The organism is Bacteroidales bacterium, from assembly GCA_014860575.1.
GTDB lineage: Bacteria > Bacteroidota > Bacteroidia > Bacteroidales > JAAYJT01 > JAAYJT01.
In genome coordinates, this window is the sequence record JACZJK010000012.1 from 1 (window position 1) to 19,261 (window position 19,261).

The 19,261-nt window shown below is 42.5% G+C and carries 18 protein-coding genes; 8 read left to right on the top strand and 10 right to left on the bottom strand.

The window, feature by feature from the left end:
• The first annotated feature begins 209 nt into the window (after window positions 1–209).
• Window positions 210–1,616, top strand: a complete 1,407-nt coding sequence (locus IH597_02405; GenBank protein ID MBE0661294.1) for an IS1634 family transposase — start codon at window positions 210–212, stop codon at window positions 1,614–1,616.
• On the opposite strand, the gene IH597_02410 is transcribed toward IH597_02405, so the two are convergent.
• From IH597_02410 to IH597_02420, 3 genes are read right to left on the bottom strand one after another with little or no spacing between them, the layout of a single operon-like run.
• Window positions 1,613–1,957 (bottom strand): carboxymuconolactone decarboxylase family protein, encoded by a 345-nt coding sequence (locus tag IH597_02410; protein ID MBE0661295.1) that lies wholly within the window; start codon window positions 1,955–1,957, stop codon window positions 1,613–1,615. The genes IH597_02405 and IH597_02410 overlap by 4 nt on opposite strands.
• A 4-nt stretch (window positions 1,958–1,961) precedes the next feature.
• The gene (locus tag IH597_02415; protein MBE0661296.1) at window positions 1,962–2,228 is read right to left on the bottom strand and encodes a hypothetical protein; all 267 of its coding nucleotides are present in this window, start codon (window positions 2,226–2,228) and stop codon (window positions 1,962–1,964) included.
• 4 nt (window positions 2,229–2,232) lie between these two features.
• Window positions 2,233–2,784 carry a sigma-70 family RNA polymerase sigma factor gene (locus IH597_02420; protein MBE0661297.1) on the bottom strand — a complete coding sequence of 184 codons (552 nt, stop codon included), beginning with the start codon at window positions 2,782–2,784 and terminating at the stop codon, window positions 2,233–2,235.
• A 92-nt stretch (window positions 2,785–2,876) separates the two neighbouring features.
• Here IH597_02420 and IH597_02425 point away from each other — a divergent pair, with 92 nt between their 5' ends.
• Together IH597_02425 and IH597_02430 are read left to right on the top strand one after the other, a co-directional pair.
• Window positions 2,877–3,767, top strand: coding sequence for a hypothetical protein (locus tag IH597_02425; protein MBE0661298.1), 891 nt, complete (start codon window positions 2,877–2,879; stop codon window positions 3,765–3,767).
• 73 nt (window positions 3,768–3,840) lie between these two features.
• Window positions 3,841–5,061, top strand: a complete 1,221-nt coding sequence (locus IH597_02430) for a 6-phosphofructokinase (protein MBE0661299.1) — start codon at window positions 3,841–3,843, stop codon at window positions 5,059–5,061.
• On the opposite strand, the gene IH597_02435 is transcribed toward IH597_02430, so the two are convergent.
• Window positions 5,047–5,985, bottom strand: a complete 939-nt coding sequence (locus tag IH597_02435; protein ID MBE0661300.1) for a hypothetical protein — start codon at window positions 5,983–5,985, stop codon at window positions 5,047–5,049. The two genes, IH597_02430 and IH597_02435, sit on opposite strands and share 15 nt — an antisense overlap.
• A gap of 152 nt (window positions 5,986–6,137) precedes the next feature.
• Here IH597_02435 and IH597_02440 point away from each other — a divergent pair, with 152 nt between their 5' ends.
• The 4 genes from IH597_02440 (at window position 6,138) to IH597_02455 (ending at window position 11,181) form a co-directional block, all read left to right on the top strand.
• Window positions 6,138–8,549, top strand: coding sequence for an MMPL family transporter (locus IH597_02440; GenBank protein ID MBE0661301.1), 2,412 nt, complete (start codon window positions 6,138–6,140; stop codon window positions 8,547–8,549).
• A gap of 47 nt (window positions 8,550–8,596) precedes the next feature.
• The gene (gene rfbA / locus IH597_02445; protein MBE0661302.1) at window positions 8,597–9,460 is read left to right on the top strand and encodes a glucose-1-phosphate thymidylyltransferase RfbA; all 864 of its coding nucleotides are present in this window, start codon (window positions 8,597–8,599) and stop codon (window positions 9,458–9,460) included.
• Window positions 9,461–9,532: 72 nt separating this feature from the next.
• Window positions 9,533–9,898, top strand: a complete 366-nt coding sequence (locus IH597_02450; GenBank protein MBE0661303.1) for a four helix bundle protein — start codon at window positions 9,533–9,535, stop codon at window positions 9,896–9,898.
• Window positions 9,899–10,209: 311 nt separating this feature from the next.
• Window positions 10,210–11,181: a polyprenyl synthetase family protein gene (locus IH597_02455; GenBank protein MBE0661304.1), complete on the top strand. Its 972-nt coding sequence runs from the start codon at window positions 10,210–10,212 to the stop codon at window positions 11,179–11,181.
• A 216-nt stretch (window positions 11,182–11,397) separates the two neighbouring features.
• Here IH597_02455 and IH597_02460 read toward each other — a convergent pair whose 3' ends face one another.
• From IH597_02460 to IH597_02485, 6 genes are all read right to left on the bottom strand, one after another.
• Window positions 11,398–13,344: an ABC-F family ATP-binding cassette domain-containing protein gene (locus IH597_02460; protein MBE0661305.1), complete on the bottom strand. Its 1,947-nt coding sequence runs from the start codon at window positions 13,342–13,344 to the stop codon at window positions 11,398–11,400.
• A gap of 490 nt (window positions 13,345–13,834) precedes the next feature.
• Complete coding sequence (gene recG, locus IH597_02465) at window positions 13,835–15,940, bottom strand: ATP-dependent DNA helicase RecG (GenBank protein MBE0661306.1); 2,106 nt, start codon at window positions 15,938–15,940, stop codon at window positions 13,835–13,837.
• Window positions 15,941–16,143: 203 nt separating this feature from the next.
• Window positions 16,144–16,602 carry a hypothetical protein gene (locus IH597_02470; GenBank protein MBE0661307.1) on the bottom strand — a complete coding sequence of 153 codons (459 nt, stop codon included), beginning with the start codon at window positions 16,600–16,602 and terminating at the stop codon, window positions 16,144–16,146.
• Between the two features lie 66 nt (window positions 16,603–16,668).
• On the bottom strand, window positions 16,669–17,109 hold the full coding sequence (locus IH597_02475) for a hypothetical protein (GenBank protein MBE0661308.1): 441 nt from the start codon (window positions 17,107–17,109) through the stop codon (window positions 16,669–16,671).
• Window positions 17,110–17,511: 402 nt separating this feature from the next.
• The gene (locus tag IH597_02480; protein ID MBE0661309.1) at window positions 17,512–17,832 is read right to left on the bottom strand and encodes a nucleotidyltransferase domain-containing protein; all 321 of its coding nucleotides are present in this window, start codon (window positions 17,830–17,832) and stop codon (window positions 17,512–17,514) included.
• Window positions 17,811–18,188, bottom strand: coding sequence for a HEPN domain-containing protein (locus tag IH597_02485; GenBank protein ID MBE0661310.1), 378 nt, complete (start codon window positions 18,186–18,188; stop codon window positions 17,811–17,813). Before IH597_02485 ends, IH597_02480 begins: the two co-directional genes overlap by 22 nt.
• Before the next feature lie 394 nt (window positions 18,189–18,582).
• On the opposite strand from IH597_02485, the gene frr reads away from it, so the two are divergent.
• On the top strand, window positions 18,583–19,146 hold the full coding sequence (gene frr / locus IH597_02490) for a ribosome recycling factor (GenBank protein ID MBE0661311.1): 564 nt from the start codon (window positions 18,583–18,585) through the stop codon (window positions 19,144–19,146).
• The last annotated feature ends 115 nt before the right edge of the window (window positions 19,147–19,261 follow it).

Genomic DNA, 19,261 nt, shown 5'->3' on the forward strand with positions numbered 1-19,261 from the left:
TCCTGACTTGTGACGCTTCGCGAAATTAGTGCGGTTTTATTTTGCAACATGCTGAATATGAATGATAAAATAACCATAAAATTGATTTTTACCGCACTAACGCCTATTTTTGTGCCATGCTTAGGATCAGAAAGGTTAAGACAAAGTCAGGATCTACAGCCATACAAGTGGTTCAATATGCCGGGCACAGCGCAAAAATTGTTAAACATATGGGTAGCGCCAAGGATGATATTGAGCGCGATCTGTTGTTAACCAAGGCGCGGGAATGGATTGGGAAGTATACACAGCAGTCAAGTCTATTCCCTGAGCAGAAGCAAAACATTCTGATTGTTGAAAGAAGCGAATGTGTCAAGGTTACCCACGATTTTGCATACCAGTTTTTCAGAAGTTGTCTCGGGGAATGTCACTTAACACATCTCCCCTCTCTTTTACTTGATTTGGCAATCATCCGGTTAATTGAGCCAGCCTCAAAACTACGATCTATAGAGTTGCTTTCCCGCTATTTTGAGATAAAGTACTCGCAGCGGATTTATCGTACAATACCCAAACTAATATCCTGGAAAGCAGAAATTGAACAGCGGGCATACAGTGTAGCCAGACGACTGTTTAAAGAGCAATTTTACTACGTACTTTACGATGTAACTACACTGTACTTTGAGTCATTTAAAGCCGATGAGATTAAGGTACAGGGATTTAGCAAAGACAACAAATCACAACAACCGCAAATAGTTATAGGGCTGATGGTTACACAAGCAGGTTTTCCACTTGCGTACGATGTCTTTGCAGGCAATACCTTCGAGGGGAAGACCATGCTACCTGTGGTGGAAAGTTTCATTGCCAAACATCCCGACACTAAACCCATAGTAGTGGCAGATGCAGCCATGCTCGATGATGACAGGCTGGCCGAACTCAGGGAGAAAGGCCTATCCTATATTGTAGGTGCCCGATTGGCCAATACCGACCTGGGTGCAGTAAAGAAAATACATGGTTCTTTAAACGCGGTTAACGGGGCCATTACAAGATTACATTCCAGGCATGGTGATTTGATCTGCGACTTTTCCACTAAGCGCTACAGGAAGGAAATAAATGACCTGAACAAGTTAGTTCAGAAGGCAGAGGATTTGGTCGCCAAACAATCTTCAGGTGCCAAGGCCAAGTTCATAAAAAGGGTATCCAAAGAAAAAATAGAGCTTAACACTGCCCTGATTGAGAAAAGAAGACTCTTGCTGGGAATTAAAGGATACTGTACTAATTTGCCTGAGTCTCAGCTACCGGCACAACATGTCATTGAAAGATATCATCACCTATGGCGTGTAGAACAGTCATTTAGAATGAGCAAGCATGATCTGGAAGCACGGCCTATATATCATCAGAAGGAAAATGCAATCAGATCGCACGTTCTGATCTGCTTTCTGGCATTGGTTATCGAAAAATATCTGGAACTAACTACTCAAATGACTTTGAGAAATATTAGACTTCTGGTGTGGCAAATTACCGAATCACATATATGCGATAAAATAACAGGGGAAACTTTCAAGTTTACCTCTCCCGCTAAAGAATTAATGCAAAGTCAATTAGCACCATTAGTGAAAAAATGGAAACTTCTACCGCACTAATTGTCACAAGTCAGGAAATCAGTATAATTAAGAATAGCCTGGATTTTCGGCTCATCCTTCATATAATGCCTGAGCGCCGCTTCATGATGGGCTTTGCAATACTTGCAACCATTGGCCACTGAAACCACCACGGCCATCATTTCGCGTTCTGCACGGCTAAGTTCAGAACGCGAAAACATGATTTCCATGTAGAGTTCCATGTGTTTAACGATGCTTTCGGGACGGAGGCTCTGTATTTGATGTACTTCAGCGAGTTTGCCCCGCTTCTGTATAAGTTCGTCATAAATTTCTTTGAGCCTTCCGGTGGCTTCGGCATGCGGGATGGTTCGGATACGGGCCATAGCATTAATTTTCCTTGCTTTCGAGCACTTTGTTGATCTTTTCTTTCAGCTTTGCAACATCCACAGGTTTCTCATTTTCATGAAAATGGCGGGCAATTCCCTGTTCAATAATCTCGCTGTGCTCCGCGTATAAACGGCAGGCATTGCACATAGATTTGTGAACCTTTAATTGCAATCGTTCCTTGAAAGAAAGCTTGAAATGAAACTTCTTCTCAATCAGCTCCGTAGCTTTCAGGCAGGAAAGGAATAATATGTCTGAGAGTTTTTTCATTTCTTTAGTTCTGAAACCAGTTTGTTTCAATGCAATCGCGCAGCTTTAATTTTGCCCTGTGAATCATTTGCCAGAAATTAGACGGTGTGATCCCAAGTTCCTGACAAATTTCCTCCCCGCTTTTATCCGTCAGATATTTCATTTTCACACTGAGGTTCCATTTTTCTGGCAATGCTTCCAGGCACTTTTTAAGTACCGCCTTGAAAACTTCATCATCCAGTAAATGGACTTCTTCAGAATGCCATTCCCTTGGTTGCTTCTCGGGTTTCCAACCCTCATTGTCGTTAAAAATACCGGCCAATACCTGGGTTTCGATCCTGACAGGCTGATTTACTCTTTTTCGGTAGTAGTCAATAATTTTGTGATTGAGTATGGAAAACAGCCATGTTTTCGGAGAGCTATCGCCCTTGAAAGTTGAAAATTTTTCTGATACAGCCAGAAACGTGTCCTGTACCAGGTCTTCGGCAACCTCAATAGAAGAAGTTTTGTACAAGGCCCATTTGTACATTTCTTCAGTGTATTGCGCTACCCAGTCTGCAAGAACTTTGCTGCTCATAAAAAAAATTTAAGATTATGTCAGGTTACCAGATAATCAGGGACTAATTTGCTATAATATTGCCCGGTAAAATTATAAAAATATTTTTCTGCATGTATTTCATTAATAAGTACAGAAGCGGGATGCCTTTTCTAAAGAAAGTCCTGGAGGATACACGCTACCGAATTCGTTGGATCAGAAACTACTACAGGAATGGCAAAAAAATAAGAACCGTTCTATTTTATCCTCATTTTCCGAGTAAAAGTACTGTGCTTTATAAAATCTTTAAAGGGCTGCATTACAACATCACCAACAATCCTGATAAACTGCGCAGCCTGACCATTTACTGGGAAGATGTAACAATTCGTAACAGAAATGCAGTGATTGAAAAAATTTCGAAAAGTGAAAAAGTAATCAATATCAAGAGCCTGGATATTTCAAAAAGTACGGTGGATAAATACTTTACTGAAGTTTTCGGCTATTCAAGCCTGGTTGATCCGGCTAATTATTCAGGTTTGATGGTTCAAAAAAGCGAAATTAATGCATCCCATGATGGAAAGATTGTGCAAGGCCCGGTTCACAGGAAACAGGGTTATGTTTACCAAAAACTGATAAACAACCAGTTTGATTCAAACTTTGTGGCAGATATACGCATCCCATTTATAAACGGTGCGATTCCAATGGTTTTTATCAAGTATAAAACCATTTCATCAAGGTTCGGCGTTTTCAGGAAATGGCATCACAAGCTTAAAAATGTGGAGGTTCACCCTCCTGAAAGCTCTCTTTCAAGTGAAGAAATACTAAAACTGAAAGAATTCTGCCACAGGTTCAAACTCGATTATGGAGAGCTTGATGTGTTGCGCGATCGCGATGATGGGAAGATTTATATTGTGGATGTAAACAACACCCCAACCGGTCCACCCTATATGGATAGGAAGAAGCAAGAAGAAGCAATCAGGATAATGACTAGGGTTTTCAGGAAGGATTTTTTAGAACGCAATTGATACATTCAATCCTCATCCTTCTCTTTTACTTCGATTTTGCTAATTTTGCCGCTCATTTATTCCAGCAAAAATTATGAACGGAAGTATAGCAATATTATGCGGCGGAGGCCCAGCGCCCGGCATCAACACGGTAATTGGAACAGTTGCCAAGGTTTTTCTTAAAAACGGATATAGGGTATTGGGTGTTCATGAAGGATATAAGACCATTTTTACCCCAGACCCTGATTTCCAGGAAATAAACTTTCCGATGGCTGATAAGATCTATAACCAGGGAGGATCGGCTTTGCAGATGAGCCGTTATAAGCCAAGAGACACCGAGTTTAATACTGACTTTTTTGTTAAACATGATGTAAAACTGCTTGTAACCATCGGTGGCGATGATACTGCATCAACGGCTAACCGGATCGCAAAATTCCTGGAAGATCACGAAATTAAAATTCAGAATATCCACGTTCCAAAAACCATTGATAACGACCTTCCATTGCCCGAAGGCCAGCCCACTTTCGGTTATCAGAGCGCCAAACATGAAGGTGTGAGGATTGCAACCACTGTTTATGAAGATGCAAGAACCAGCGGCAACTGGTTTATTGTTTCGGCCATGGGGCGCGAAGCCGGCCACCTGGCTTTTGGCATTGGCGCTTCATGTCATTATCCCATGATCGTTATTCCGGAGATGTTCAACAAAGTTGAGATCACTTTCGACCGCATTATCAGATTGGTGATTTCTTCCATATTGAAACGCAAGGTTTTGGGATTGCCCTATGGTGTTGCAGTTATCAGCGAAGGTGTGTTTCATTTTCTCACCGACGAAGAAATTAAAAATACAGGCATACAATTTACTTACGACGATCATGGCCACCCTGAACTTGGCAATGTTAGCAAAGCGCACATCTTCAATTTACTGCTTCAGCATAAGCTCAAATCCATCAAACTGGATGTGAAAAGCCGCCCTGTTGAACTAGGCTATGAATTGCGCTGTGTCCGGCCTATTGCTTTCGATCTGCTTTACTGTTCATTATTATCACTTGGTGTTAAAAAATTGTTCGATGAAGGCCATACAGCCTGCATGGTAACCTCGGATCATACCGGTGAAATAAGGCCATTGTTCCTGAAAGATGTTACCAACGAACATGGGAAAGTGCAACCGCGGCTTGTAAACATGGATGGTGCTAAAACCAAACTTGTTTTCGAAAACAATCTGCAATTCCTCGGTAAAAACGATTATGAAGCTGCCGGAAAATTCGTAACCAATCCGGCTGAATTTGATTTTTTGCGGATCTTAAACTGGGAATAGCGCCAGGATTTTATCTACAAGTACTTTTGCCAGTTTTACTGCCGATTCCTGCGTCCAGCCGGCTATATGAGGCGTAAGCACCACGCGGTCGCTCTGTGTGAGGTATTGAAAGTCAGCCGGAGTGCTTTCGAGGTTCTCAAGCGATTTCCTTTCATACTCAATTACATCCAGCACTGCGCCCATTACTTTCCCCTCTTTCATTTTCAGAACCAGATCAGATGTTTTTACGACCCTGCCACGCGAAGTATTGATAAGTCGTATAGGCTTGGAATATTTATCCAGATAATCCGCGTTTACAAGGTAATCAGTTTCTGCCGTAAGTGGCACATGCAGGCTTAGGATATCGGTTTCGCGGAAAATGGTTTCCATATCGCTTTCTACTACGAACCCATCGGCATAGCTGGTTTTGTATTTGTCGTAAGCTATAACCCTGACGCCAAATCCTGCCAGCCTTCGGGCAAAAGCACTTCCCATATTGCCGTAACCTATGATCGCAATGGTTTTACCCATAATTTCTTCTCCCCGGTTCTCCTCGCGCTTCCACATTCCCTGCCTAACCTGGCGATCGGCCCGAAGCAGATTATTCATCAAAGCCAACAGCATTCCCACCGCATGTTCAGCCAGCGCATCGCGGTTGCCTTCGGGTGCATTCAAACAAACTATACCTTTGGATTTCGCAAAATCTTCATCAATATTTTCCATGCCGGCTCCAACGCGGCCAATAAATTTCAGTTTTGCCGCTTTCTCCAGTAATCTTTTGTCAAGCGTAATGCCGCTCCTGATGATGATCCCAGTATAATTTTGGATGATGTGTGCATAATCCTCATAAGTGAAACCCGGATAGTGTTCACAGGTGTATCCGGCCTTTTCAAGGGCTTCGGGAAGGCAAGGGTGAGTGGAATCAATAAATAAAACGCTGGCCATATGTGGAATCCTGATGATGTAATTGTTTCTTAATAAGAAAGCAAATTTCCTCATTTTCTGGCAGATTTCATTCTAAATCTTACCTTTGCAGGCGTTTTTTTTAGAAAACCTTTACAAGTACTAAGCAAGGGGATCGCGTTTAAAAGATTTGCATGTTTCAATTTCTTTTTCGTATTATCATTCGCTACAGGCTTACTAATCTGATTATCATTGGCCTGATTACCCTGTTTATGGTTTACCAGATGGCCGGTGTGAAGCTTTCTTATGAGATGGCCCAGATGTTGCCCGAAAGTGATTCCACACAAATAGCTTACAGACAGTTTAAAGAAGTTTTTGGTGAAGATGGCAGTGTTCTGTTTATTGGAATTAAGGACAAAGAGCTTTTTGAACTCGAAAAATTCCGCGCCTGGTATGATCTTACCTGGGAGATGAAGTCGGTTGACGGAGTTCAGGAAGTTGTTTCAATTGCCCACATTTTTAATGTGATTAAAAACGACAGCCTGCAGCGCTATGATTTTGTTCCGGTCTTCAAGGAATTTCCGGAAACGCAACAGGAACTTGACACACTTAAAGCCAAAATTTTTGATCTGCCATTTTACGAAGGTTTGCTTTTTAACTCCGAAACCGGATCGAACCTAATGGCCATCACCCTCGACAAGGACAAGCTGAATACCAAGGGGCGGCTGATAGTTGTTGAAGAAATCACGCAGGCAGCAAAACGGTTCAGGGAAAAGACCGGCATCGAAACTTATCTTTCAGGCTTACCTTTTATCCGAACCACTATAATGAAAAAAGTACAGGCTGAGTTAAAGCTTTTCCTGTTACTATCTATGCTTGTTGCCTCCATAGCTCTTTATGTTTTCTTCCGATCCTTTAAAGCCGTGCTTTTTCCAATGCTTATTGTCGTAATCACAGTAGGGATAGCGCTCGGTATGATGGTACTCTTAGGGTATGAGATTACAATTCTTACCGGTATATTGCCACCGCTGCTGATCATTATTGGAGTGGAGAATTGTATCTTTCTGCTGAATAAATACCATCATGAGTATCGTGCACATGGCAACAAGGTAAAAGCGCTCTCAAGGATGCTTCACAGGGTAGGGAACGCAACATTCCTGACAAACCTTACCACTGCTACTGGTTTTGCGGCATTTATACTTACCGGAAATAAAATCCTGGTTGAATTTGGGATCATTGCCGCCATCAACATCATGGTTGTTTTCCTGCTTACTATTATCCTGATCCCGATCTTTTACAGCTATCTCGATCCTCCAAAATCCCGCCACGTACGCCACCTCGACAACAAATTTACAGTGAGGTTGCTCGAAAAGATTGTTTACGTAGTGCTAAACCATCGCCGGATCGTATACATTACTGCTATTCTTTTTACAGTTGTTGGAATCGTTGGAATTACAAGGCTCAAAACCTCGGGCAACGTTGTTGATGATATCCCCCACAAAGACCGGATGTACCAGGATCTTTTGTTTTTCGAACGCGAATTCCAGGGTGTGCTCCCATTTGAGATACAGATTGACACGCATAAAAAACGAGGTGTTACCCAACTGTCAACCATCCGGAAAATAAACCAGTTGCAGGATTCACTTGCAACCTATCCGGAATTTTCGAGGCCACTCTCGGTTGCGGAAGTTACAAAATTTTTGCGGCAGGCTTTTTACAATGGCAATGTGGCAATGTATGGCTTGCCAACGCCCCAGGAGCAAAACTTTATTTTACGTTATGTTCCCGGTATGGATTCAGGACGCCGCACCCTGATGAATTCCTTTATGGATAACGATATGCAGGTAACACGCATCAGCGTGCAAATGGCAAACATTGGCACACGCGATATTCAGCGTATCAAAGATCATCTCAGTCCCACCATAGATGAAATTTTTCCTCCCGATGAGTATACAGTTACCATCACCGGAACCAGTATCGTTTTTCTTAAAGGCACCGATTATCTTGTCCATAACCTTCTTACCAGTTTAATCATTGCGATTATTGCCATTACCCTGATGATGGCATTGTTGTTCACCTCATTTAAAATGGTGAGTATTTCAATGGTTCCGAACCTGCTTCCACAAATTCTTACTGCTGCACTTATGGGTTATCTTGCTATATCCATAAAGCCATCCACGATTCTGATATTTAGCATTGCACTTGGAATTTCGGTTGATAACGCCATTCATTTTCTTTCACGTTACCGTATGGAGCTTAAAAGCACCAATTGGGACATCCGTAGTTCTGTGATCTCTGCATTGCGTGAAACCGGCTTCAGCATGATCTATTCTTCGATTGTGTTGTTTTTCGGTTTTGCCATTTTTACCCTTTCAACTTTTGGCGGAACCGAAGCAATGGGCTTTCTTGTATCCTTCACCCTCCTCATTGCCGTACTTTCGAACCTGTTTGTTCTGCCATCGCTGCTTTTAAGCCTCGACAAGCGGGTCACCACCAGGGATTTTGAGGAGCCAATCATGGATATCTTTGAAGAAGATGACAGCAGTGACGACAACGGCTCAGACACTGATGCAATCGCACAAGATGCTGCAAAACCGAAAGAATAGGTTCAGATTATACTGCTTTTCTTAACTTTGACCCAAACTTTACAACAATGAAAGGTATCATCCTGGCCGGCGGCGCCGGAACCCGCCTGCATCCGCTTACCATGGCGGTGAGCAAACAACTCATGCCCATTTACGACAAACCCATGATTTATTACCCATTATCGGTACTTCTCATGGCTGGTATCCGTGAAATCCTGATCATTTCTACACCTGTTGATTTACCCCATTTTGAACGTTTGCTCGGCGATGGAAAACAAATTGGATGTGATTTCCACTATGCGAAACAGGAAATCCCGAACGGCCTTGCACAGGCATTTGTGATCGGTAAAAAATTTATTGGAAATGAAAAGGTTGCATTGGTGCTTGGCGACAATATTTTTTATAGTAGCGGACTGCCAAAGCTGCTTCAGCAAAACAATGATCCCGATGGAGGGGTCATCTTTGCTTACCATGTTTCCGACCCCCATCGCTATGGCGTCGTAGAGTTCGATAAACACCTGAAAGCCATTTCAATTGAGGAAAAGCCCCAGCAACCCAAATCCAACTACGCCGTTCCCGGGCTTTATTTTTATGATAACTCCGTGGTAGAGATCGCGAAGAACCTGAAGCCCAGTGCACGCGGCGAGTATGAGATCACTGATGTAAACAAGGAATATCTAAAACAGGGCAAATTAAAAGTTGGTTTGCTGAGTCGCGGAACAGCATGGCTCGATACCGGCACTTTTGCCTCATTGATACAGGCTTCGCAATTTGTACAGGTAATTGAGGAACGCCAGGGATTGAAAATTGGCTGTATTGAAGAAATTGCTTTTCGCATGGGATTTATTGATACCGCACAACTGGAAGCGCTGGCCCAGCCGCTGCTGAAAAGTGGATATGGGGAGTATTTGTTGGAAATTTTGAGAAGCTAAAGCCGGAAAATTAAAATCCAAATCCAAAAACCAAATCCAAAATAAATCTAAAACGAAAAACTCAAAAGGGTTATGGATAATTCTAAACCTTATGATTTAAGGGAAAGATTATTGCTATTTGCGAAAAGAATTTTGGAAATTTGCAAAAGGCTTCCCAATAATCCTGAATGTTACCGGATCAGAGGACAATTAGCAGGTGCAGGCACCTCAGTTGGTGCAAATTACGAAGAAGCTGACGGAACAATTACAAAAAAAGATTTCGTTAACAAAATTGTGATTTCGAGGAAAGAGGCTAAAGAAGTCAGGTTTTTTCTCAAAGTGATCAGCGGGACATACATTGAGCCCGCTGAAATAGCAGGAGACATCAGGGAATCAGAAGAAATTATAAACATATTAAGTAGCATGATCATTAAATCAACAGCAGACAGGAGAAGCTAAAGCCTGAAATCAAATAAAATCCAAAATCCGAAATAAAACAAAACTAAAAACTCAAAAGGGTAATGGATAATAATAAACCTTATGATCTAAGGGAAAGATTGTTGCTGTTTGCGAAAAGAATATTGGAAATTTGTAAAAGACTCCCTAATAATTCTGAATGTTACAGGATCAGAGGACAATTGGCTGTTGATTTGTGTTCTCCTTCTCTTTTTGGATTTTTATTTTTTTGGATTTATTTTGAATTTTGAGATTTGAATTTTGGATTTATTTTGGATCTTGCTCTTTGCTCTTTGGATTTAACCAATTCTTCTATGGACCATAAACGTTTTCTTGAACAGATCGAAAAGGTAATTGAAACCATACCTTACCCGGTTGAGCCCAAAGAACTTTACCAGCCGATACAATATACCATTTCCAATGCCGGAAAACGGTTCAGGCCGGTAGTGATGATGATGGCCTGCGACTTGCTTGAAGGGGATTGTGCCGATGCTATCCATCCGGCTGTAAGCCTGGAATTGCTGCATAATTTCACCTTGATCCACGACGACATCATGGACCAGGCGCCGCTACGCCGTGGCAGAGAAACCGTTTACCGTAAATGGAATTCCAACATTGCAATCCTGTCGGGCGACACCCTGTTTGCCATGGCTTATGATTACCTGATCCGAACCGATCCGACAGTTCTCCCCGATCTGCTGCACGCTTTCAACCGTATTGCGATCCAAATCTGTGAAGGCCAGCAAATGGATATGAACTTCGAGAAGCGACAGGATGTAAGCATTGCCGAATACATTGAAATGATCCGCTTGAAAACGGCAGTTTTCTTTGGTGGCTGCATGCAAATAGGCGCCATTGTTGCCAAGGCTCATCAACAACAGGTTGATCTGCTCTATAATTACGGCGAGAAACTCGGAATTGCTTTCCAGTTGCAGGATGATATCCTTGATGCTTTTGGTTCGGAGAATGAAATTGGCAAAAAGCAAGGCGGCGATATTGTTGCCAATAAAAAAACATTTCTTTACCTCAAAGCCCTCGAATTGGCTGATGAAAAAACTGGTTCAAATCTAAGGAAACTCTTCTCGGATCAGGCAGAGAACGAAAACCATAAGATATCTGATGTGTTGGAGATTTTCAACAAACTAAAGGTTCGGCAACAAGCTGAATACGTGATGGAACAATATTATCAGGAAGCCATGCAAAGCCTCGAAATGCTGAAAGCCGATCCCGCCAAAAAAGAAATTTTCAGGCAGTTTGGGGTGAAATTGATGAAGAGGGATAAGTGAGGATAGGCTGAGGCTGAGGCTAAGGCGGAGGCTGAGGAGGGGGATCGCAATTCGAGAATAATTTTGCTATGATTAGAGGAGTCCATTCAAATAGATTACTGAAAACAGGATTTTTTTGGAGTGCCGATCCAAAAAAACCTGATAATTTTGGAGTCACACTCCAAAATTATCTGAACTCTGCCACACAATCGTAAATCGCAAATCCAAAATCGTCAATCAAAACTGGCCTTCATTCTCCAGTTCCCCATGCAATTCCTCCCAACGTTGCATCTCCTGCTCCAGACTTGCTTTTAGCGCATTGTACCGCTTGTAGGCACCGGCATCATTCAGGATCTCCTTATAACGGGTCGGATCAGCAAGCATCTTATCAAATTCTGTTATCTCTTTTTCCATTCGGGAAATTTCTGCTTCGGATTTTTCGATCTGGGTTCGTAATTTTCGTAATTGTTTCTCGCGGTTTTTGCGTTCTTCCCACTGTACTTTCGAATCAGTAGACTGGGTTTTAGATACCTGGGAACGGTTCAGCAAATTTGCCTGCTCCAGTTCCTTGAGCGATTCCAGTTTGCGTGCCTGCAGAAAATCATACACATCGCCGAGGTATTCGCGGATGCCCATATTCTTGAACTCAAACACCTTATTGGTTAAACCCTGAAGGAAATCGCGATCGTGCGAAACAATGATCAGCGTGCCGGTGTATTGCATGAGTGCGCTTTTCAGGATGTCTTTTGAAACCATATCAAGGTGGTTGGTAGGTTCATCGAGGATGAGCAGGTTCACAGGTTTCAATAGCAGGCGGGCGATGGAAAGCCGGGCTTTTTCGCCACCCGAAAGCACTTTAACTTTTTTATCAATATCATCGGTTCCAAACAGGAAACTGCCAAGCAAGCCACGCACTTTTGGCCGCATATCGCCTACGGCAACATCATCAATCGTTTGAAAAACCGTTTTCTCGCCATCAAGCAATTCTGCCTGGTTCTGGGCATAATATCCAATATGTGTGTTGTAGCCAAGCGTAAGTTGGCCAGTGTGATCCAGCAGGCCGTTGATAATTTTTGAAAGCGTAGTTTTCCCCTCGCCATTGCGTCCAACAAAAGCAACAAAATCATTACGGAGTATGGCAAAACTCAGATTTCTCAACACTTCTTTCGTGCCATAGGATTTGTACAAGTCAACAGCTTCCACCACTACTTTTCCTGAGCGCGGAGCCTGCGGAAAACGCAGCCTGATGGCTGAATTATCGGTTTCCTCCACTTCAAGGATATCCATCTTATCAAGCATCTTCACCCGCGATTGCACCTGCCGCGACTTGGTGTTTTTATATCGGAACCGTTCTATGAACCGTTCAATCTGGGCAATCTGACGCTGCTGGTTGTTCATGGCGGCAATCTGCAATTCGCGCTGTTGCTGCCTCATGCCAACATAATCTGAATAACTTGCGCTGAAATCGTAAATCTTTCCCAACGAAATTTCTACCGTGCGGTTTGTAACTGCATCAAGGAAAGCACGGTCGTGAGAAACCATGATCAAAGCCCCGGGATATTCTCTTAAAAATTCTTCGAGCCATTGAATTGATTCGATGTCAAGATGGTTGGTGGGCTCATCAAGCAGCAACAAGTCAGGCTTTTTGAGAAGGATTTTTGCCAGTTCCACCCGCATTTGCCATCCACTGCTGAATTCACGGAGAGGACGAATGAAATCTTCTTTTTTGAACCCCAATCCAAGCAACACCTTTTCAGTTTCCGCCTCGCGGTTCTGACCGCCAATCAGATGAAAACGGTCGTTGGCATCGTTCAGCCGGTTGATCAATGTTGCGTATGACTGCGATTGATAATCGGTGCGCTGCGTAAGTTCGTCGGTGAAATACTGGATTTTTTTCTCCAGGTCAATAGCTTCCTCAAACGAAGTGAGCGCTTCAGCGAAAACAGAAACCTGGCTGGTTGTTTCCAATTCCTGCGGCAGATAACCCGTTGTCCGTCCATTGGGGATCACAACTGTTCCTTTTTCGGGCTCAATTTCCTTTACGATGATACGCATCAGCGTGGTCTTTCCTGCGCCATTACGGCCAACAAGGCCAATCCTGTCCCTTTCGTTGATAAGAAAAGAAACATCATCAAACACAGAAGTGCCTGTAAAATGAACCGAAAGATTGCTTACGCTATACATGGGCGCAAAGGTAGTGTTTTAGGTAGTCTGCACAGAAGGAAGATGAGAAGGGGGGAAGGGGAGAAGTTCTAAAATTCCAAATTCCAGGTTTCAGGTTACAGGTTGCAGGTTACTGGTTACTGGTTATACGCCCCAAGTTCTACATCAAATCAACAGATTGACCAATTACCTATACACCACTCCATTCCTTCAACCAATGGACCAATCAACAAATTAACCAATCACAACTCCATCACTCCATTCTTCCAACCAATCAACCAATTAACCAATTAACCATTCACAACTCCATCACCCCAACACTCCATCACTCCATTCTTCCTACCAATCGACCAATCTACAGATTAACCATTCACAACTCCATCACTCCAGGCTTCGATCCCGAATCGTTCCTCTCGGGACAAGCAACTCAGCCACCGGAAAACATCACTCCATCCAATCAACTATTTAACTAATTGACAACTAAACCAATTAACCAATTAACAATTCACCTTCAGGAAATCTTCCCCCAATCCTTCTGCTGCCTTGCCAGGTATTGCAAATGTCTTTTAAGCGGAACATTTGCCGGATTTTGCAGTTCCGGGTCTGCTTCTACGATTTTTTCAGCTTCTTCCCTGGCTGCCTGAAGGATTTTGCCATCTTTGGCCAGATCGGCGATTTTGAATTCAAGCGCCCCGCTTTGCCTGGTTCCCTGAAGCTCGCCGGGGCCACGCAGTTGCAGGTCAACACTCGCGATCTCAAATCCATCATTGGTGCTCACCATGGTAGAAATACGTTTTTTCCCATCGCTGGTGAGTTTGTAGCTGGTCATCAGGATGCAATAACTTTGATCGGCGCCACGGCCCACCCGCCCGCGCAGCTGGTGCAATTGCGATAGACCAAAACGCTCGGCGTTCTCAATCACCATCACCGATGCATTGGGAACATCAACGCCCACTTCGATCACTGTGGTGGCAACCATGATCTGGGTCTCACCCTTCACGAAACGTTGCATTTCGTAATCCTTATGGGCCGGTTTCATTTGTCCGTGCACGATGCTTACAGCATATTGCGGCAATGGAAAATCGCGGACAATACTTTCGTAACCATCCATCAGGTCTTTCAGATCCAGTGTTTCCGATTCCTGGATCAGAGGATAAACCACATACACCTGCCTGCCTTCCTTAATTTTTTCTTTCATGAACCCAAAAACCCTGAGCCTGTGCGAATCGTAATAATGGATTGTTTTTACCGGTTTGCGGCCTGGAGGCATTTCGTCAATTACGGAAGAGTCGAGATCGCCATACAACGTCATGGCCAGGGTTCGTGGAATCGGGGTGGCGGTCATCACAAATACATGGGGAGGGATGATATTTTTCTGCCAGAGTTTTGCACGCTGCGCAACACCAAAACGATGCTGCTCGTCAATGATCACCAGTCCAAGGTTCTTAAATTGCACCACATCTTCAATCAGGGCATGGGTTCCCACCAAAAGATTCAATTCTCCGCTAAGCAAAGCGGTATGAATTTCATTGCGTTTTGCGGTTTTGGTGGAGCCGGTGAGGAGTTCAATTTTTATGTTCAAGCCTTGCAACATACGGCTAAGCGTGACGAAATGCTGTGAAGCCAAAATTTCTGTGGGAGCCATCATGCAGGCCTGGCAACTGTTATCAAGGGCAATGAGCATGCTCATAAGTGCCACCACCGTTTTTCCGCTTCCAACATCGCCTTGCAGCAAACGGTTCATTTGTTTGCCCGAACCGGTATCCTGCCTGATTTCGCGGATCACACGCTTTTGGGCATTCGTAAGCTCAAAGGGCAGGAAGTTGTGGTAAAAAGTGTTGAAATGCTCACCAATCAGAGAGAAACGCTGACCGCTCACTTTCAACTTGCGTTCATTACGGTTCATCAGCATCGGAAGCTGGTTGAAGAACAGTTCATCGAATTTCAGGCGGTAGCGTGCATGTGATAATTTCAGGGCATTGGCAGGAAAGTGGATACTGAGCAGGGCTTCCTCGCGGTTCATAAGCTTCATTTCACTGAACAATGTTGCTGGCAGAATCTCCGGTATATTGTCTTTGGCCCGCTCAACAAGGTTGCTCATAATTTTGGCGATGCCTTTGGCGTGAAAGCCTTTTGACTTGAGTTTCTCCGTTGAACTGTAAAACGGTTGGAGCGGTTCTCCTGCCAGGATACGGGCTTCCTCAATCAGCTCAATTTCAGGATGGGGAATATTGAATTTGTTGTTGAAAACATTGGGTTTTCCGAACACAAGATATTCCTTGCCGGGAATGATCTTTTCCTTCACCCATCGAATGCCCTGGAACCAGACCAATTCAATGGAACCGCTGTCATCCTTAAGCGTGGCTGTTAAGCGCATGCTGCGTTTTGCGCCAATTTCCTGAAGGTTTTTTATCACGCCCTTCACCTGAATGTATGCAGCATCCGAATTGATTTCACTGATTTTCGCTACTTCACTGCGATCCACATGGCGGAAGGGGTAAAAATACAGCAGGTCTTCGAAGGTGTGGATGTTCAGTTCCTTTTTTAGCAATGCCGCCCTTACCGGCCCAACGCCTTTGAGGTATTCGATAGGGGTTTGAAGAAATGGCTGAAGCATGGTTTCAGGAATCATTTGGCAGAAAGCAAAGATAGTAAAACAAAAGAGGCCGCTTCCTGAATGAAACAGCCTCGTGATTGATTTTGGCACAGCAAGTCAAATCAGGAAGTTTTGATGAAATGCAAATTCAATGATGTTTAGGACATTATAAATGCCGTTCAGCTTGGGTGAATAGGACAATAATGCATATTTTGATTTCAATTCTAATAATTCAGCTCATCTGTATTAAAAAGACATATTTCGTCAAGAGAATCGAATTCAAACCAAAGCGTCAAGCCGATATCTTTGAATTCATATGAATCACAATCAACCTCATTTATGTTTACTGTTTCTATAAAAGCCTCGTTAGAGCTTAATCTGGATATTTTTAAAATTTGGGCTAATACTTCTCTTTTTGACAAAGAAAATATATCCACTTCATTAATAAACATACACTCTGTAAAAATTGACAAGTCTGAAAAAGCGAAATTTTCGTATGAGAAAATTATTCGCAATATTCCTTTCTCATAATAGAGAATTTCATCATACTCTCCTTTATTTGTTTCGGAATAATAATGTTTCTCAACAGAATCAGGTTCGCCAAGGACAACCTTAACTTGACTAGGTGTAAAGTTAAATCTTATACCAAGAAACGGATCGTTTAGTTTATAGTGATAATTCATCTTAGATAAATTTCAAATTGGCGCCTGCCTAAACCACACGCCGTTGATCGGCCATTGCAATGCCGCTCAACGGGGTAGTTCATACTTAGTAAGGAATTTATAGTTGCCAGAGTAATCATCAATTAAGATAAAATACTGATTCTCAAACATAATGAGCAGCAATTCATCCGTGTAATTCAACCCAAGCATGTTTAATTTAATGCCATTGCTGGCTTTCTCAAAGTATTTATTTATAATATGGACAACATCGTACTTTTCATACTCCAATCTAACTTCGTTATTCCGCTCAATTTTGCAATCACTATTTGTTACAAATTTATTTGATTGAATTTTTATTGAATCATTCAGGACAGATGTAATAAAATCCGTATAATCGTTAAATTCGTTATTGAATATTTCACCATACTTTTCGTAAAGGTAAGGATTTGAAATGGGGCAATACCTAAATCCTTCAACATCATGTATTTTAATAATGATTATAAATGGCACTTCCTTTCTGCGTGCCAAATTTTTATAAAATTCTTTTACTGAATAATCCTTCCTTTGGCAATACCCAGTTAGAGAACAGAGTATTAATAATAAGAGAATACTTTTCATTTATTGGGATTTTCTAATTTAATTTTATCAATTGGGCCTCGCTGAGTGGCGTTTGCAATGCCTTTCGGAACACCGAAAAATTTGTAATTATCCAAACCTCTGATACAGCCATTGCTCAGTTTTTCAAATTATTTCAAACTGCTGGAATAGCACATCAAAGTTAGAATCTTTTTTGAATTGCAAATTCAATGATGTTCAAGGCAATGTAATTTCCGGAACAGAAAACCAGCAGGAAACTTTATGTTACTATTTGGTGCTTCCCCCCCGCTGAGCGGCAATTTTATTACCGTTTAGCTGAGGCGAGAACATTTACTAGAATACAATCTCGACACCTTGTTCCCTCACCAACTGAACCAGTGGAGAAACTTTATCGTTCATGAATTTATTAAGTCCTACGGTATAGGGTTCAATCTTTAGATCAATTTTTTCAGTCATTCTCCAGGCTTTTGCCTTGATTGAATGATCGTCGGTATCAAACTGCGAAGACACGATCATAACATCTATGTCGCTGTCAGCCATTGCATTGCCACGAGCCCAACTGCCATAAAGAAAAGCCTTTTCAACAGTAATACCCGATGAATTTAGCAGTAAGCAATACTTGCGGAGCTTGTCTATAACTTCTCTTTGAGACATTCAAATAATAGTTTTGTTTGCGACAGTATTTCAATTGCTGATTTCATTGAAGGGGTTGATGGATAATATTCAGGATAACGTCCCTCAAGCTGATATGTCATCAGGATACTGCACAGGTCTTTTTCATCCTCACTCAGCGATAAATCAGTTTTTGATAACAAGTAAAGCAGGTTGTGCGACTTTGGAGGTATGTCTGCGGTAAATCGGACAAAGTGAGCTTTAATTGCTTTCTCAATACACAGGTGGCTGAAAAACAATCCATGAAGTATTTTCCCATTAGAAATAAGCAAATCAGCAGTTTGAAGATCGTCAATTGCTGTATTGATCCAGTAATCTATTTGTTCTGCTGTTCCCATTCTATCAATATAGTTTTCTCAAGGAAGACAAAAATTAATTAAGTTGCCAACAACCCCAATCAAATCAATTAGCTGAGACAAAATTAACAAAATAATTAACAGCAGTGTCTGAAGTTGCCCCAACGGGTCTGGGTACTACAATGAATCTCCTTCCCCCGCTGAGTAGTATTAGTAATGCCGCTCGGAACACCGGATAATTTGTAATTATCACACTTTTGAAACAACCATTCTTCAGGTATTCTAATTACTTTCAACTGCTGGAATAGCACCTCAAAGTTAGAATCTTTTTTGAATTGCAAATTCAATGATGTTCCGTCATGGCCGCTTTCGATGAATTGTATTGCATTTCCATCTTTTACATTATTTTTGTGCCTTAAACCAATACCACAGCGCCATGAACGAAGAAACCCAATTCGTGCTTGACGAAGCAGAAGAAAGCATGCAGCACGCACTCAAACACCTTGAGCGCGAACTGCATAAAATCAGGGCAGGCAAGGCCAGTCCGCAAATGCTTGAAAGCGTTAAGATTGACTACTATGGTGTGATCACCCCCATTGACCAGGTTTCAAACATTAACACCCCCGATCCCCGTCAGATCATTGTGCAACCCTGGGACAAAAACATGCTCCCGGTGATTGAGAAGGCTATACAGGCTGCCAATCTTGGTTTCAACCCACAGAACAATGGCGAAATTCTCCGCATTCTGGTTCCCTCGCTTACCGAAGAGCGCCGCCGCGACCTGGTAAAAATTGCCAAAAATGAAACTGAAAGCGCTAAAGTGGCTGTCAGAAACATCCGTCGCAGCGCCAATGAATCGGCTAAAAAACTGGAGAAAGACGGCATCCCCGAAGATGAAGTCAAACATCTTGAAAAAGAAATTCAGGTCCTCACCGACCGTTTCATCGAAAAGGTTGAACACCTGATGGAAGCCAAAGACAAGGATATCATGACCGTATGATCCTCCAGGCATGAGCCTTCTCTGAAAAGGTGAAAATGCAAAAAGACCATTAAGACACTTAATATCGAAGTTATCGAGAAATACCACTCGGGGATGAGTTGGCAATATGCAGTTG